The sequence below is a fragment of the Nonomuraea sp. NPDC050540 genome, from assembly GCF_044457485.1.
Lineage (GTDB): Bacteria > Actinomycetota > Actinomycetes > Streptosporangiales > Streptosporangiaceae > Nonomuraea.
This window is the reverse complement of the sequence record NZ_JBITHA010000026.1, coordinates 27,611-41,970: the sequence shown is the minus strand read 5'-3', so window position 1 is coordinate 41,970 and position 14,360 is coordinate 27,611. Positions and strand designations below refer to the sequence as shown.

Annotated in this window: 13 protein-coding genes; 5 read left to right on the top strand and 8 right to left on the bottom strand. The window is 70.7% G+C overall.

The window, feature by feature from the left end:
- Positions 1-36: 36 nt before the first annotated feature.
- The 6 genes from ACIBI5_RS49565 to ACIBI5_RS49540 form a co-directional block, all read right to left on the bottom strand.
- Positions 37-993 carry a zinc-binding dehydrogenase gene (locus tag ACIBI5_RS49565; protein WP_397258069.1) on the bottom strand — a complete coding sequence of 319 codons (957 nt, stop codon included), beginning with the start codon at positions 991-993 and terminating at the stop codon, positions 37-39.
- 22 nt (positions 994-1,015) lie between these two features.
- Complete coding sequence (locus tag ACIBI5_RS49560) at positions 1,016-1,720, bottom strand: PadR family transcriptional regulator (RefSeq protein ID WP_397258067.1); 705 nt, start codon at positions 1,718-1,720, stop codon at positions 1,016-1,018.
- On the bottom strand, positions 1,717-2,520 hold the full coding sequence (locus ACIBI5_RS49555; RefSeq protein WP_397258065.1) for a DUF4097 family beta strand repeat-containing protein: 804 nt from the start codon (positions 2,518-2,520) through the stop codon (positions 1,717-1,719). Before ACIBI5_RS49555 ends, ACIBI5_RS49560 begins: the two co-directional genes overlap by 4 nt.
- Before the next feature lie 88 nt (positions 2,521-2,608).
- Positions 2,609-2,785: a DUF6104 family protein gene (locus ACIBI5_RS49550; RefSeq protein WP_184972535.1), complete on the bottom strand. Its 177-nt coding sequence runs from the start codon at positions 2,783-2,785 to the stop codon at positions 2,609-2,611.
- A 57-nt stretch (positions 2,786-2,842) separates the two neighbouring features.
- Positions 2,843-6,496 carry a multifunctional oxoglutarate decarboxylase/oxoglutarate dehydrogenase thiamine pyrophosphate-binding subunit/dihydrolipoyllysine-residue succinyltransferase subunit gene (locus ACIBI5_RS49545; protein ID WP_397258064.1) on the bottom strand — a complete coding sequence of 1,218 codons (3,654 nt, stop codon included), beginning with the start codon at positions 6,494-6,496 and terminating at the stop codon, positions 2,843-2,845.
- A gap of 204 nt (positions 6,497-6,700) precedes the next feature.
- Positions 6,701-7,345, bottom strand: a complete 645-nt coding sequence (locus ACIBI5_RS49540) for a B3/4 domain-containing protein (RefSeq protein WP_397258062.1) — start codon at positions 7,343-7,345, stop codon at positions 6,701-6,703.
- Positions 7,346-7,416: 71 nt separating this feature from the next.
- Here ACIBI5_RS49540 and ACIBI5_RS49535 point away from each other — a divergent pair, with 71 nt between their 5' ends.
- Genes ACIBI5_RS49535 through ACIBI5_RS49525 form a run of 3 tightly spaced genes read left to right on the top strand, consistent with a single transcriptional unit; the run spans position 7,417 to position 10,543 of the window.
- Positions 7,417-7,977: an ArsR/SmtB family transcription factor gene (locus tag ACIBI5_RS49535; protein ID WP_397258060.1), complete on the top strand. Its 561-nt coding sequence runs from the start codon at positions 7,417-7,419 to the stop codon at positions 7,975-7,977.
- Positions 7,974-9,227, top strand: a complete 1,254-nt coding sequence (locus tag ACIBI5_RS49530; RefSeq protein ID WP_397258058.1) for an MFS transporter — start codon at positions 7,974-7,976, stop codon at positions 9,225-9,227. The genes ACIBI5_RS49535 and ACIBI5_RS49530 overlap by 4 nt, the downstream gene beginning before the upstream one ends.
- Positions 9,224-10,543: an MFS transporter gene (locus tag ACIBI5_RS49525; RefSeq protein ID WP_397258056.1), complete on the top strand. Its 1,320-nt coding sequence runs from the start codon at positions 9,224-9,226 to the stop codon at positions 10,541-10,543. The genes ACIBI5_RS49530 and ACIBI5_RS49525 overlap by 4 nt, the downstream gene beginning before the upstream one ends.
- Positions 10,544-10,548: 5 nt before the next feature.
- Here the strand turns inward: ACIBI5_RS49525 and ACIBI5_RS49520 are convergent, their stop codons facing one another.
- Entirely contained in the window at positions 10,549-11,154 is a 606-nt protein-coding gene (locus ACIBI5_RS49520; protein WP_397258054.1) for a DNA-binding response regulator, read from the bottom strand.
- Entirely contained in the window at positions 11,151-12,251 is a 1,101-nt protein-coding gene (locus ACIBI5_RS49515; RefSeq protein ID WP_397258052.1) for a sensor histidine kinase, read from the bottom strand. Before ACIBI5_RS49515 ends, ACIBI5_RS49520 begins: the two co-directional genes overlap by 4 nt.
- A 115-nt stretch (positions 12,252-12,366) precedes the next feature.
- Here ACIBI5_RS49515 and ACIBI5_RS49510 point away from each other — a divergent pair, with 115 nt between their 5' ends.
- On the top strand, positions 12,367-13,431 hold the full coding sequence (locus ACIBI5_RS49510) for an MBL fold metallo-hydrolase (RefSeq protein WP_397258050.1): 1,065 nt from the start codon (positions 12,367-12,369) through the stop codon (positions 13,429-13,431).
- Between the two features lie 180 nt (positions 13,432-13,611).
- On the top strand, positions 13,612-14,295 hold the full coding sequence (locus ACIBI5_RS49505) for an ABC transporter ATP-binding protein (RefSeq protein ID WP_397258048.1): 684 nt from the start codon (positions 13,612-13,614) through the stop codon (positions 14,293-14,295).
- The last annotated feature ends 65 nt before the right edge of the window (positions 14,296-14,360 follow it).

Genomic DNA, 14,360 nt, shown 5'->3' with positions numbered 1-14,360 from the left:
ATCACCCAGAAGTCACCCGAGTAACCCATCACTTATCTAGAGGGTGAAGACGATCTTCCCGAAGATCTCGCCCTCGTGCATCGCGGAGAACCCGGCCGCCGCCTCGGCCAGCGGAAGCGTCCTGTCGATGACCGGGCGTACCCCGGTCTGCTCCAGGAAGACGGCCAGGCGCTGGAGCTGGTCTCTGGTGCCCATCGTGGAGCCGACCACGGACAGCTGCAGGAAGAAGACCCGGTTCAGGTCGGCGGGCGGGACCGCGCCGCTGGTGGCGCCGGAGACCACGATGCGGCCGCCCGGCCTGAGCGACTTCAGCGAGTGGTCCCAGGTGGCCTGGCCGACGGTCTCCATGACCGCGTCCACGCGCTCGGGCAGCCGCGCGCCGGGCTCGAAGACCCGGTCGGCGCCCAGTTCGAGGGCCCGCTCCCGCTTGTCCGCCGACCGGCTGGTGGCCCATACCCGGTAGCCGCCGGCCCGGCCGAGCGCGATCAGCGCCGTGGCCACGCCGCCGCCGGCGCCCTGCACCAGCACGGTCGCGCCCGGCTGCAGCCCGGCCTTGTCGAACAACATCCGGTAGGCGGTCAGCCACGCCGTGGGCAGGCAGGCCGCCTGCTCGAAGCTGAGCGCCGCCGGCTTGGGCACCAGGTTCCGCTTCGGGACGGCCACGCGCTCCGCGAAGGTGCCGTCGTAGGTCTCCGACAGCAGGGAGCGCTTGGGGTCGAGCGTCTCGTCGGCGCCCGAGCCGATCACCGAGTGGACGATGACCTCGTTGCCGTCCTCATCCAGGCCGGCGGCGTCGCAGCCGAGCACGATCGGCAGCCGGTCCTGGCGGATGCCGACGCCCTTCAGCGTCCACAGGTCGTGGTGGTTGAGCGCGGTGGCCTTGACCGTGACGGTCGTCCACCCGTCGGGCGTCTTGGGCTCGGCGTGCTCGCCGAGCCTCAGGCCGGCGAGCGGGTTGTCGGGATCGGTCTGTGCGGCGGTTGCGGCGAACATGGCCGCACCCTACTTCAGCCCGTCAGCCGAGCGTGTCGCGGATCTGCCGTGCGGCCGTGTCGAGGGTCTGGCGGACCTCCTCCAGGCGTTCGCGGGTGAGCTGGCTCTCCGACGCCTCCTCGCGCACCTGCCCCACGAAGTCGGCCAGCATGCCGCCGAGCTCGTTGTCCAGCTCGACCCGGTTGGGGGAGACGCCGCCGATCGTGGTCCAGATGTCGCCCCAGATGCGCCGCCACTCGTGCTTGAGCCGCTCGCTCTCGCCCTGCCACGAGCTCACGTTCTGGGTCCACTGGCGCTTCTGCTCCTCCTTGAGGCGCCGCATGTCGGCCTTCTGCCCGGTACGCACGTCCTTGGCCATCTTCGTCAGCTCCTCGCGGAGCGACTTGACGGTGTCGCGGACGTCCTCCTTGACCTCGCGGGCGATGTCGCGGACCGAGGCGGAGATCTCCTGCTCCAGGTCGGCCAGTTCGTCGAGGCGCTCGTCGAGCTCTTCGCGGCCCTTGTCGGTGATGGAGAAGACCTTCTTGCCGTCTACTACCTCGTGGGTGACCAGGCCCTCCTCCTCCAGGCGGGCCAGACGCGGGTAGATGGTGCCGGGGGAGGGCGAGTAGACGCCGAGGAAACGGTCCTGGAGGAGGCGGATCACCTCGTAGCCGTGACGGGGGCTCTCTTCCAGCAGCTTGAGCAGGTACAGGCGCAGGCGGCCGTGACCGAAGACGGGGCTCATTCCTTCTCTCCCTTGAGCAGCGCGACCTCGCCGGAGACGGTGGTCACCGTGAGCGAGGCCATGCCGCCGCCGAGCCGTCCCGACATCGACTGCGAGCCGGGCTTGCTTTGGTTGACGAGCCGGTCGAAGGTGCTGACGACGCGGCCGGAGGTCGAGCGGACGGCGACGTCGGCCTCGACGTTCTCCGGCAGCCTGACCAGGATGCCGCCCGAGACGCTGTTGAGCGTCACGTGGCCGGTGGGCCGCAGCGCCAGGTCGGCGGTGATGCGGCCGGACACGGTGTTGGCTTTCAGCCGTCGTGGTATCCCGTCGGCGACGGTGAGGTCACCGGAGATGCTCTTGAACGCCAGGTCGCCGGCCATCGCGCGGCTCTCGACGTCGCCGGAGACGGTGGTGGCGCTCACGTCGCCGCTCACGCCGTCGAGCACGATCTCGCCGGAGACGCTCCTGACCTGCGTCTGCCGCTCGAACCCGGCGACCACGGCGGGCGCGGAGACGACTCCCGCGTTGACCCTGCAGGTCTTCGGCACGGTGAGCGTCAGCACCGAGCGCCGCTTGTCGCGGCGCAGCCAGCCGAGCAGGCCGTCCCAGGTGAGGTCCTTGTAGGTGACGCTGAGCTCTTGGGCCTCCTCGTCATAGGTGACGATCAGCGGCGAGGCCGACTCGACCTCGGACACCTCCAGCACCGGCGGTCCGTCGCTGGCCAGCACGTTGAGCTTGCCCGCGACGATGCGCACGTCCAGCGCCGTCACGGGGCCGAACGTGAGCTCTTCGGGCCCGTCGATAGTCCACTGAGCCATGACCCCTCCGCGTTAGGTTTCCTCCATACACGATATGTCGCGTCAAGCCAAAACTCAAGATGTATCGCGTTTGCTCGCGAGGTCGCGCCTACTCGTCGTCGTCATCCAGCCGGGCCAGCCACGTGGCCAGACGCTCCACGGGCGTCTCGAACTCCGGGTTGAGATCGACGAACTCCTTCAGCCGCTCCCCGAGCCAGAGGATGCTGACCTCCTCCTCGCCACGGCGCTCGACGAGCTCCTCGATCCCCCGATCGGTGAAGTACATGGTGCTCCGTTCTAACAGAAAGCCCCCGCCGGAGCGGGGGCTTCCAGGTGGAATCGACTAGCCGAAGAGCTCGTGCACGATCTCCTCGAGCTCCTTGTCGTGAGCGGCGTGGGAGCCGGTCGCGGGGGAGCTGTTGGGGGTGCGCGAGACCCGGCGGAGGGCACGGCCGCCGAGCAGCTGCGGGTCCTCCGCCAGCTTCAGCGTGAGGTACGGCCACGGCCCCATGTTGACCGGCTCGTCCTGGGCCCAGAACAGCTCGGCCTGCCCGCCGTACCGGGAGAGCTCGGCGGTGAGCTCCTCGGCCGGGAACGGGTAGAGGCGCTCCAGACGGACGATCGCGACATCCTCGCGGCCTGCCGCGTCACGACCCGCCGCCAGGTCGTAGTAGAGCTTGCCGGAGGTCAGCACGACCTTGGTGACCTTCGACGGGTCGACGGTGGTGTCGCCGATGACCGGCTGGAAGGTGCCCGAGGTGAAGTCGGCCGCCTTCGAGGTCGCCTTCTTGTGCCGCAGCAGCGACTTGGGCGTGAAGACCACCATCGGCTTGTGCCGCCCGGACTCCACCTGCCACCTGAGGAGGTGGAAGTAGTTGGCCGGGGTGGTGGGCTGCACGACCGTCATGTTGTCCAGGGCGCAGACCTGCAGGAAGCGCTCGATCCGGGCGCTGGAGTGGTCGGGCCCCTGGCCCTCGTAGCCGTGCGGCAGCAGCAGGACGACGCCCGACTTCTGGCCCCACTTCTGCTCACCGGACGAGATGAACTCGTCGATGATCGTCTGTGCGCCGTTGACGAAGTCGCCGAACTGGGCCTCCCACGCCACGAGGGCGTCGGGGCGGACCACGCTGTAGCCGTACTCGAAGCCCAGCGCCGCGAACTCGCTGAGCAGCGAGTCGTAGACGTAGAACTTCGTGGTGCCGTGGTTGAAGGTCTTCAGCGGGGTATGGTCCTCGCCGGTCATCCTGTCGACCAGCACCGCGTGGCGCTGGGTGAAGGTGCCGCGGCGGGTGTCCTGGCCGACGAAGCGGACCGGGTGGCCGTCGATGAGCAGGGAGCCGATCGCCAGCGCCTCACCCATGGACCAGTCGATCGCGTCCTGCTCGACCATCTGGCCACGCCGCTGCAGCACCGGCGACAGGCGCGGGTGCACGGTGAAGCCCTCGGGCAGGTTGAGCTGAGTGTCGACGATGCGCTTGAGCGTCTCGTCGGTGATCGCCGTGGGCGTGTCCGTGTGCGACCACTTGATCACCTCGGTCGGCGGCACGCGCAGCTCGCCGGAGTCCTGACGCGGCTGCTTGGCCGCCTCGCGGACCTCGGTGAACGCCTGCTCCAGCTTGGCCTGGTAGTCGCGCAGCGCCGACTCGGCCTCTTCGACCGTGATGTCGCCGCGGCCGATCAGGGCCTCGGTGTAGAGCTTGCGCGTGGAGCGCTTGGCGTCGATGAGGTCGTACATCAGCGGCTGGGTGAAGGCGGGGTTGTCGCCCTCGTTGTGGCCGCGGCGGCGGTAGCAGATCAGGTCGATGACCACGTCCTTGCGGAACGCCTGACGGTACTCGTAGGCCAGCTGGCCCACGCGGACCACGGCCTCCGGGTCGTCGCCGTTGACGTGGAAGATCGGGGCCTGGATCATCCTGGCCACGTCGGTGGCGTACACGCTGCTTCGGGAGGAAGCGGGCGAGGTCGTGAAGCCGACCTGGTTGTTGACCACGATGTGGATCGAGCCGCCGGTGCGGTAGCCGCGCAGCTGCGACAGGTTGAGCGTCTCGGCCACGACGCCCTGGCCGGCGAAGGCCGCGTCGCCGTGGATGAGGACGGGCAGGACGGTGAAGCCCTCCTCGCCCCGCTCCAGGAGGTCCTGCTTGGCGCGTACGACGCCTTCGAGCACCGGGTCGACCGCCTCCAGGTGGGAGGGGTTGGCCACGACCGAGGCGGTGATGGTCTTGCCGCCGGGTGCGGTGAAGGTGCCGGAGGCGCCCAGGTGGTACTTCACGTCGCCGGAGCCGTGGGCGGTCCGCGGGTCGATGTTGCCCTCGAACTCGGTGAAGATCTGCCCGTAGGACTTGCCGACGATGTTGGCGAGCACGTTGAGCCGGCCGCGGTGGGCCATGCCGATGACGACCTCGTCGAGGTCCTGGTCGGCGGCGTCGCTGATCACCGAGTCGAGCAGCGGGATCAGGGACTCGCCGCCCTCCAGGGAGAAGCGCTTCTGGCCGACGAACTTCGTCTGCAGGAACGTCTCGAACGCCTCGGCGGTGTTGAGCCGGCCGAGGATGTTGAGCTGCTCCTCGCGGTCGGGCGAGGCGTGGGCCATCTCCACCCGCGCCTGTATCCAGGACCGTTCCTCCGGGCTCTGGATGTGCATGTACTCGATGCCGACGGTGCGGCAGTACGAATCGCGCAGCACGCCCAGGATCTCGCGCAGCTTCATCAGCGGGCGGCCGCCGAAACCGCCGGTCGCGAACTCGCGCTCCAGGTCCCACAGCGTCAGGCCGTGCGACTGGATGTCGAGGTCGGGGTGCTTGCGCTGCTTGTACTCCAGCGGGTCGGTCTCGGCCATGAGGTGGCCGCGTACCCGGTAGGCGTGGATCAGCTCGATCACCCGCGCCGACTTGGAGACGTCGTCGTCGTGGGAGGCGGAGATGTCCTGGACCCAGCGGACCGGCTCGTAGGGGATCCGCAGCGCCTCGAAGATCTCGTCGTAGAAGCCGTTCTCGCCCAGCAGCAACCGGTGGATCTGCCGCAGGAAGTCGCCCGACTGGGCGCCCTGGATGATCCGGTGGTCGTAGGTGCTGGTCAGCGTCATGACCTTGGAGACCGCCAGCCTCGACAGGGTGTCGGGGGCGGCGCCTTGGTACTCGGCCGGATACTCCATGGCGCCCACGCCGATGATCGTGCCCTGGCCGGGCATCAGGCGTGGCACGGAGTGGACGGTGCCGATCGTGCCGGGGTTGGTCAGCGAGATCGTGGTGCCGGCGAAGTCGTCGACGCCCAGCTTGTTGCCGCGCGCCTTGCGGACGATGTCCTCGTAGGCCATCCAGAACTGGCGGAAGTCCATGTCGTCGGCCGCCTTGATGGACGGCACGAGGAGCTGGCGCTCACCGTTGCTCTTCTGGACGTCGATGGCCAGACCGAAGTTCACGTGCTCCGGCTTGACCAGCGTCGGCTTGCCTTCGACCTCGGTGTAGGAGAAGTTCATCTCCGGCATGGCCTTCAGCGCCTTGACGATCGCGAATCCGATCAGGTGCGTGAAGGAGACCTTGCCGCCGCGTCCCCGCTTGAGGTGATTGTTGATCACGATGCGGTTGTCGATGAGCAACTTGGCCGGAATGGCCCGGACGCTCGTCGCCGTCGGTACCGACAGCGACAGGTCCATGTTGGCCGCCGTACGGGCCGCGGCGCCGCGCAACTTGACCTCTTCGGCGCCCTTGGGCACCGCAGCGGCCGGCTGCTTCGGCTTCTCGGCCGCGGGCGCCGGGGTGGCCGGCGCCTTGGCGGGAGCTGGTGCGGGGGCGGGCGCGGTTGTAGTGCCGTTCGCCGCCTCCCTGGCCGGGGTTCGGCCCGGTCCGTAGTCAGGGTTGTAGTCAGCGAAGAAGTTCCACCAGGCCTTGTCCACAGACTCGGGATCCTGGAGGTACTTCTGGTACAGCTCGTCGACAAGCCACTCGTTTTGCCCAAAGCTTGCCAGCGGGTTTGACCGCGACGACTCAGACGACACGGCGGAAATCGCCCTCTTCCGCAGATCGGCGTTGATGTTAGAGAACCGGTCCAAGGCTACTCGCACAGACCGGCAGAGCGCGCCGGAGAGACCACCGCGCCCCGCCTGATCCTCTCAGGAGAGTCCAAAGAGGTCACGTCCCCCTAGTCAATCCAGGTGGTGCAGCCAATATTACTGTTTGGTCTCAACAGGCTGACAGGAGGTTTAGTTCCCGGCGGAGATGACTCTGCTGGTGATCCGCACGCCGGGGGAGAGCTCGGTCACGAGTTCCGCCAGTTCCTCGCCGGCGACCTTGAGCTCCTCCAGCGTCATCGGCTCCAGGCGCTCCAGCAGGAACAGGCCGTTGACCGTCTCCTCGGTCAGCCGGGTGCGCGCCACCTGACGCCAGTTCCACCGCCGGCAGGTGACGCCGAGGTCGTCGCGCCAGATCACCTCGCCGGGTTCCGGCGTGCCGAGCGCCTCCTCCGACGCCTCGTCGCCGCTCGCCCTGATCAGCCGGGCGGGGCCCGCGTACCGGTCGAGGTCCTCGCCGCCGATCGGCAGCGCGTGGGTGACGCTCACGGAGTTGTAGGCGTCGACGATCCGGTTGATCTCCGGCAGCGGCAGCCTGCGGGTCAGCGCGTCGACGCTCGGGCGCGTGCGCTGGGGCTTGGCGCCGAACGCGCGGTAGGCGTCCTTCCAGGCGTCGATCTTCTCGGTCTGAACGGCCCGCGCCGAAGCCTCGGCCAGCCAGCCGCGCGCCCGCTCGTCCGTGGGCCCGTTCTTCATGCCGTGGGCCGTCATGACCAGGACCGCGAAGTCGGGACGGAGCTCGAAGATCGCCTCGTCCACCCGGATGTGCTCAATCATGCCTGGCAGCTTAGGCGGCCAATTCGCAAAAATCACTTTGCAAAATTGTCTTTGCGGATTACCGTCGAGGCATGGAAGAGGGATACCGGATCACCGATCCCGAAGTGCTCAAGGCGGTCGCGCACCCGCTGCGGGTCCGGATGCTGGGCATGCTGCGCGCCGACGGCCCCGCGACCGCCAGCCAGCTGGCCAGGCGGGTCGGCGAGAGCTCGGGATCGACCAGCTACCACCTGCGCGAGCTGGCCAAGTACGGCTTCATCGAGGAGGACCCCTCCGCGGACGGCAGAGAACGCCGCTGGCGCGCCCGCCACCACTACACGAGCTGGGACAACGTCCAGATGGGCGCCACCCCCCAGGGCCGCGAGGCCCTGAAGATCATGAAGATGCGCCAGGTGGAGGCGCTCGTCCGCGCCATCGAGCGCTTCGACGAGAGCGACTGGTCCATCGCGTGGGTCGAGGCGGGCGGCATGACCGACATCCTGGCCAGGCTTCCGCCCGCCGGGCTGCGCGAGTTCTTCGAGCGCTCCGACGCCCTGATCACCGAGCTGGAAGAGCGCTACGCCGACGACCCCGAGACCGTGCAGGCGCACGTGTTCCTCGCCGGATACCCCAGAAGGGAACTGGACGCGTGACTCCCTTAAGCGCGCGCCGCCGCTACGCCCTCGTCAGCTTCCTCACCTGGCTGCCGCCCGGACTGATGATGGCCCCGATGGTGCTGCTGATGACCGAGCGGGGGCTCAGCCTGCCGCAGGTCGGCCTGACCGTGACCGTCTTCTCCGTCGTGACGATCGCGCTGGAGCTGCCGACCGGCGGCCTGTCGGACGTCATCGGCCGGCGCACGGTCCTGGCCGCCTCGGCCGCCGTCAGCGTGCTCGCGATGGTGACGATGGCCTTCGCCACCACCCTCGGGGTGTTCCTGGCCGCCGCCGTGCTCAAGGGCGTGGCCAGAGCGCTCTCCAGCGGCCCCGCGGAGGCCTGGTACGTCGACACCCTCCACGCCGCCCAGGGCCCCGCCGCCGATCTGCGCCCGGGACTGGCCAGGGGCAACGCGATGGGCTCCGTGGCCCTGTGCGCCGGCATGCTGGCCGGCGGCGTCCTGCCGCTGGCCGTGCCGCCCGGCGCTCCCGTCCTCCCGCTCGCCGCGCCGGCGCTGGCCGCCGCGCTGGCCGCCGCCGTACTCCTCGTCGTGGTCCTGCTCGCCCTTCCGGAACCGCCGCACCCGCGCCGCTCGATCGGCGGCGTGCTGCGCGAGGTGCCGCTCACCGTGGCCGCCGGGCTGCGCCTGGCCACCGGCGGGCCGCAACTGCGCCGCCTCATGCTCTACGCGGTCGCCAACGGTGTCGCCCTCACCGCCGTCGAGCTGCTGACCCCCGGACGCCTGGCCGACCTCGCCGGTACGGCCGAGCGCGGCACCACCGCCTATGCCCTCGTGGCCGCCGTCGGCTTCGCGGGCAGCGCGGCGGGATCGTCGTTCGGACCGGCGCTGGCCAGGATCGCCGGCGGCAACGCCAGGGGCGCGAGCGCCGGCGTCGTGCTCGCGGCGCTGTCACTCGGCGCGCTGGCCGCCACCGCCGGGCTGGACGGGGCACCGGGCCTGGTGAGCGCCGGGATCGCCTATGTGCTGATGTTCACCGGGATCAGCGCCACCGGCCTCCTGGCCCAGACCATGACGCACAACGCGGTCACCGCCGCCGAACGCACCACCGTCACCTCGATCGGCTCCCTGTCGCTGCAGGCCGGCGGCGCGCTGTCCAACATGGCGCTGGGCCTGCTCGCCGCGGGCTCGGGAGTGGCCGCTGCCTGGGGCCTGGTGGCCTTCGTGCTGCTGCTGTCGAGCCTGCTGTTCGTCCGGCTGCCGGAGCGTGTGAGGGAGGCGGTGTGAACGCGACCTCCGCCGCCCGCCGGTACGCGCTGGTCAGCTTCCTGACCTGGCTGCCGGCCGGGCTGATGATCGCCCCGCTGGTCCTGCTCATGCTCGACCGGGGGCTGACGATCGTGCAGGTGGGCGTGGTCATGACCGTGTACTCACTGGTCATCGCCGTGCTCGAGCTGCCGACCGGCGGGCTCGCCGACGTGGTGGGGCGGCGGGCGGTGCTCGCGGTCGCCGCGGCCTGCACCGCCCTGTCACTGGGGCTGCTGGTGCCGGCCGACTCGTTCTGGGAGTTCGTGCTGGCCTGCGGGGTCCTCGGGGTGTCCAGGGCGCTGTCCAGCGGGCCCGCGGAGGCCTGGTACGTCGACACCCTGCACGCGATCGAGGGGCCCGAGGCGGATCTGCGTCCGGGGCTGGCGCGCGGGCACGTGATGGAGGACGTCGCGCTGGGCGTCGGCGTGCTGGCCGGCGGCTTCGTGCCGCTCCTGAATCCGCCGCTGGGTCTGCCCGCGCTGGCCGTGCCGCCGCTGGCCGGGGCCGTGGCGGCGCTGGTGTGGCTGGGTGTCGTGCTGGTGGCGCTGCCGGAGCCGCCCCATCCCCGGGTGCCCCTGGGCGAGGTGCTGCGCGGCGTGCCGCTCACCGTGGCCTCGGGGGTGCGCGTGGCGGTGCGTGACGGGGTGCTGCGGCGGCTCGTGCTGCTGTCGGCGGTGGTGGGGATGGCGCTGACCTGCGTCGAACTGCTGGTGCCCGGTCATCTGGCCGGGCTCACCGGCTCGGCCGAGTTCGGGGCCACCGCCTACGCGGTCGTGGCGGCGGTGGGGTTCGCGGGCGGCGCGCTCGGCAGCGGTCTGGCTCCCGCGCTCGCGAGAAGACTGGCCGGGCGGGAAGCCGTCGCGAGCGGCGACAAGGGAGGGGAAGCCGTCGTGAGCGGTGCCAGGGGTTCTGTGCGCGGGGCGGTCGCCGGGCTGGTGCTCTCGGGGCTCGCGCTGGCGGGCCTGGCCCTGTCCGCGCTGTTCGCCGGCGCGTCCGGGGTGGGCTCCGTCGTGCTTGCGGGGCTGCCGTACGCGGTGCTCTTCGCCGGGCTGGGCGCGTACGGCGTGCTGCGGGCGGAACTCGGCCATCACCGGGTCACCGCCGCGGAGCGGGCCACGATGGCCTCGGCCGGGTCGCTGGCCGGTTCCGGCGGCGCCGCGCTGGCCAACCTGACGCTGGCGCCCCTGGCCATGGGCCTGGGGACGTCGGCCGCCTGGTGGCTGGTGGCGGCGGTGGTACTGCTGTCGAGCCTGCTGTTCTTCCGCCTGCCGATCAAGGAGCGGACGGCGGCGTGAGCCGGTCACAGCCACCCGTGCCGCTTGGCCAGCTGGTAGGCCTCGGCGCGGGTGGCGGTGCCGAGCTTGGCGACGGCGGCGGCCAGGTAGTTGCGGACGGTGCCGTTGGACAGGTGCGTACGGCGGGCGATCACCGCGACCGGCGTGTCCAGTTCGGCCAGGCGCAGCACGTCCAGTTCGCGCGGGGTGAGCGGGCACTCGGGGGCGGTCAGGGCGTCGGCCGCCAGTTCGGGGTCCACGTAGCGGGCGCCGCCGTGTACGCGCCTGATGACGTCGGCCAGTGCGCCGCCGGGTGCGCCCTTGGGGAGGAAGCCGCTGGCTCCGGCGTCGAGGGCGCGCTTGAGGAGGGGCGGCCTGCCGTACCCGGTGAGGATGATCACTCGGCAGGACGGCAGCACGGCGGCCAGCTCGGCGCTGACCTCGAGCCCGCCGAGGGCGGGCATCTCCAGGTCGACCACGGCCACGTCGGGGCGGTGGGACAGCGCGGCCTGGACGGCGGCGCGGCCGTCGGGGGCCTGCGCGACCACCTCCAGGTCGGGTTCCAGCCCCAGCAGCGCGGCCAGCGCCGTGCGGATGAGCTCCTCGTCGTCGGCGAGCAGGACCTTGATCACCTGAGGGTCGCCTCCAGGGTGAACACGCCGCCTTCGAGGCGGGTGTGGAGTGTGCCGCCGGACTCGGCCAGCCGGTCGGCCAGGCCCCGCAGACCGGACGAATGGGGGTCGGCCGGGCGCTCGGCGGCGCCGTCGTTGGCCACGGTGACGCCGTCGGGGCCGACCTCGATGGTGCACCAGGTGGCCTTGCTGTGGCGCAGGACGTTCGTGCCGGCCTCGCGCACGACGGGCGCGAGGCGGGCCGCGACGTCCTGCGGGAGGTCCTGCTCGGGCAGGGTCGCGGTGCAGCGCACGCCCGAGGAGCGGAGCACCTGCTCGATCGCGGTGATCTGCGCGCGCAGATCGACCTCCCGATACCCGTGTACGGCCCGCCGCAGGTCGCTCAGCGCCGCGGCGGCCAGCCTGCGCAGGTCCGCGGCCTCCTCGGCGGCGCGGCCGGGATCGCGCTCGGCCAGTTCCGCCTTGAGCGCGATGACCGACAGGTCGTGCCCGAGCAGGTCGTGCACGTCGCGGGCGAAGCGCAGGCGTTCCTCGGCGGCGGCCAGCTTGACCTGCGCCTTCCTGCCCTCGTCGGCCTCGACGAGCAGCGTCCACAGCCACAGGTGCAGGCCGCTGGCGGCCACGAGGCAGAGCCCGATCCCGACGGTGATCGTGAAGTAGCCGATGTCGCCGTGCCACCAGGTCAGCAGCGCGGCGGCGACGAGCGTCGCGGCGACGGTGGTGACGGCGACCGACCGGCGGCCGAGCACCGGCGCGGTCGCCAGGATCGAGGCGCCGATCCAGGCCCACGACTCCCACCGGCCCGCTTCGGGCGTGGCGGCGAGGGGCCCGACCAGCGGGACGGAGGCGAGAGCGGTCACGCCGAAGGTCTGGGCGAGCCGGTGCTGGATGTTCCTGGAGATGCCGGGCGTGACGGTCGCGTACAGCAGAGCGGCCTGCGCGGCGGCGAAGAGCAGTGTGCCCGTGGCGCCGAGCACCGCGCGGACCGGATCGGGCTCTCTGAACACCCCGATGCCCGGCAGGATCAGGCTGGACATCACCGCCATGCTGAGCGTCGCCAGGGTGGCGAGCCGCGCGCGGCGCAGGCGTACGTGCACGGGCGTGATTCTAGGCGCGGTTGTCATGCTTCAACGGTCGGGCCGGGCGCGCGCAAAGGGCAGATGCGGAGCGCATGATGCCGCCATTAGAATATGATTCTGTAACAATGGGTGAATGGCTAAGTTTGTGGTGACCCCCGCCAACGAGGAACAGCGCGCCGCCTGGCAGAGCAGAGTGGCGATGCCGGAGGTCGAGCGGGTCCGGCCCGGATTGTGGTCGATCCCGGTGCCGATCCCGATCAATCCCCTGCGATACGTGCTGGTCTACGCGTTGGAGCTGCCCGGCGGGGTGGTGATCGTCGACGCGGGCTGGAACACCGACGAGGCCTACCGGGCGCTCTGCGACGGGCTGTCGGTGGCGGGCTACTCGATCACCGACGTCAAGGGCGTGCTGGTCACCCACATCCACCCCGACCACTACGGCCTGGCCGGCCGCGTGCGCGAGAGCAGCGGCGCCTGGATCGCCCTGCACCCGGCCGACGCGAACCTTCTGCACGACCGCTACGACGACGGCGCCATCGACGCGCTGGTGGAGAAGGAACGCCGCATCCTCGTACGCTCCGGCGTGCCCCGGCTGACCCTCGACGAGCTGGCCGGAGCGTCGATGATGATCAGGCACATGGTCTCCATGGCCAAGCCCGACCGCCTGGTGGAGGACGGCGAAGCGCTCGGCCTGCCCGGCTGGGACCTGCGGGCGATCTGGACGCCCGGACATTCGCCCGGCCACCTGTGCTTCGTCTCGCCCGAGCGCCGGATCCTGTTCTCCGGCGACCACGTGCTCGCCAAGATCACCCCGATCGTCGCCGTGCACCCGCAGTCGGGGCCGAATCCACTGGCCGACTACCTCGACTCGCTGACCGCCGTGCGCAAGTGGGACGTGGACGAGGTGCTGCCCGCCCACGAGTACCGCTTCCTCGAACTGGCCGAGCGCGTGGACCACGTGATGCTCCACCACGAGGAGCGGCTGGCCGAGATCGAGGCCGTGGCCGCCGACGTGGCCTCGGGGATCTCCTGCTGGGACATCGCCACGCGGCTCACGTGGTCGCGGCCGTGGGAGACGATCCCGCCGTTCATGCGCCGCTCGGCCAACAACGAGACGCTGGCGCACCTGGTGTGGCTGGAGTCGCGCGGACGGCTGCGCCGTATCGCGGGTGACGTGGACCTCTGGGTGCCCGCCTGATATTTCATGTATATCAAGTAGGGAATGTTGACTACGTCGAATCTCCCGCGTAGCGTCGTCGTCATGAGCCCGGATTTGACCCGGCGCGCGCATGTCGACTTCTGCCGCGTCGTCAGCGCCCAGTGTCAGTGATCACGATCTTTCGCTCCCTGACCCTCGATCGCCTCGGGAGGGCGCTCGATGAAGATCCAGATCAACCATGTGACCAAACACTTCGGCTCTCTCACCGTCCTGTCGGACATCACCTTTGACGTACGGCAGGGCGAGTTCCTGACCATCGCCGGCCCCGGCGGATGCGGCAAGTCGACCCTCCTCGACCTGATCGGCGGCCTGCTCAAGCCGAGCGCCGGCGAGATTCTCCTCGACGGCGCGCCGCCGGCCGGCACCGGGTTCGACCGCGGCGTCGTGCTCCAGCAGCACGCGCTGTTCCCCTGGCGCACCGCGCTGGGCAACGTGGAGTTCGGGCTGGAGGCCACGGCCGTGCCGCGCGGCGAGCGGGCCGGTCTGGCGCGTCATTACCTCGGCCTGGTCGGGCTCGGCGCCCTCGGCGACCGCTACCCGCACGAACTGACCGCCGGCACGCGCCAGCGCGTGGCCATCGCCAGGAGCCTCGCCTACGACCCCGACGTGCTGCTCATGGACGAGCCGTTCGCGGCGCTCGACACCCGGACTCGTTCCTCGCTGCGCGAGGACCTGCTGTCGGTCTGGGAGAAGACCGGCAAGACCATGGTTCTCGCCACCCGGTCCCTGGACGAGGCCGCCTACCTGGGCCGGCGGGTCGCCATCCTGACCTCGTCGCCGGGCCGCGTCCTGTCCCTTCACGACACGCAGCCCCTCCGCGAGGGGGCGGGCTCCCTTGCCTAGGCCGTCGCCGGTCGCCCCCGGCCTCGCCACCTCTTCTCTCGACGACGACGGCCCCATCGCGCCCG

Excerpts from the sequence above, each read along its gene's own strand:
- ACIBI5_RS49550 (WP_184972535.1), bottom strand. The coding sequence starts at position 2,785 with ATGTACTTCACCGATCGGGGGATCGAGGAGCTCGTCGAGCGCCGTGGC.
- ACIBI5_RS49565 (WP_397258069.1), bottom strand. The coding sequence starts at position 993 with ATGTTCGCCGCAACCGCCGCACAGACCGATCCCGACAACCCGCTCGCC.
- ACIBI5_RS49540 (WP_397258062.1), bottom strand. The coding sequence starts at position 7,345 with ATGATTGAGCACATCCGGGTGGACGAGGCGATCTTCGAGCTCCGTCCC.
- ACIBI5_RS49555 (WP_397258065.1), bottom strand. The coding sequence starts at position 2,520 with ATGGCTCAGTGGACTATCGACGGGCCCGAAGAGCTCACGTTCGGCCCC.
- ACIBI5_RS49560 (WP_397258067.1), bottom strand. The coding sequence starts at position 1,720 with ATGAGCCCCGTCTTCGGTCACGGCCGCCTGCGCCTGTACCTGCTCAAG.
- ACIBI5_RS49505 (WP_397258048.1), top strand. The coding sequence starts at position 13,612 with ATGAAGATCCAGATCAACCATGTGACCAAACACTTCGGCTCTCTCACC.
- ACIBI5_RS49510 (WP_397258050.1), top strand. The coding sequence starts at position 12,367 with ATGGCTAAGTTTGTGGTGACCCCCGCCAACGAGGAACAGCGCGCCGCC.
- ACIBI5_RS49535 (WP_397258060.1), top strand. The coding sequence starts at position 7,417 with ATGGAAGAGGGATACCGGATCACCGATCCCGAAGTGCTCAAGGCGGTC.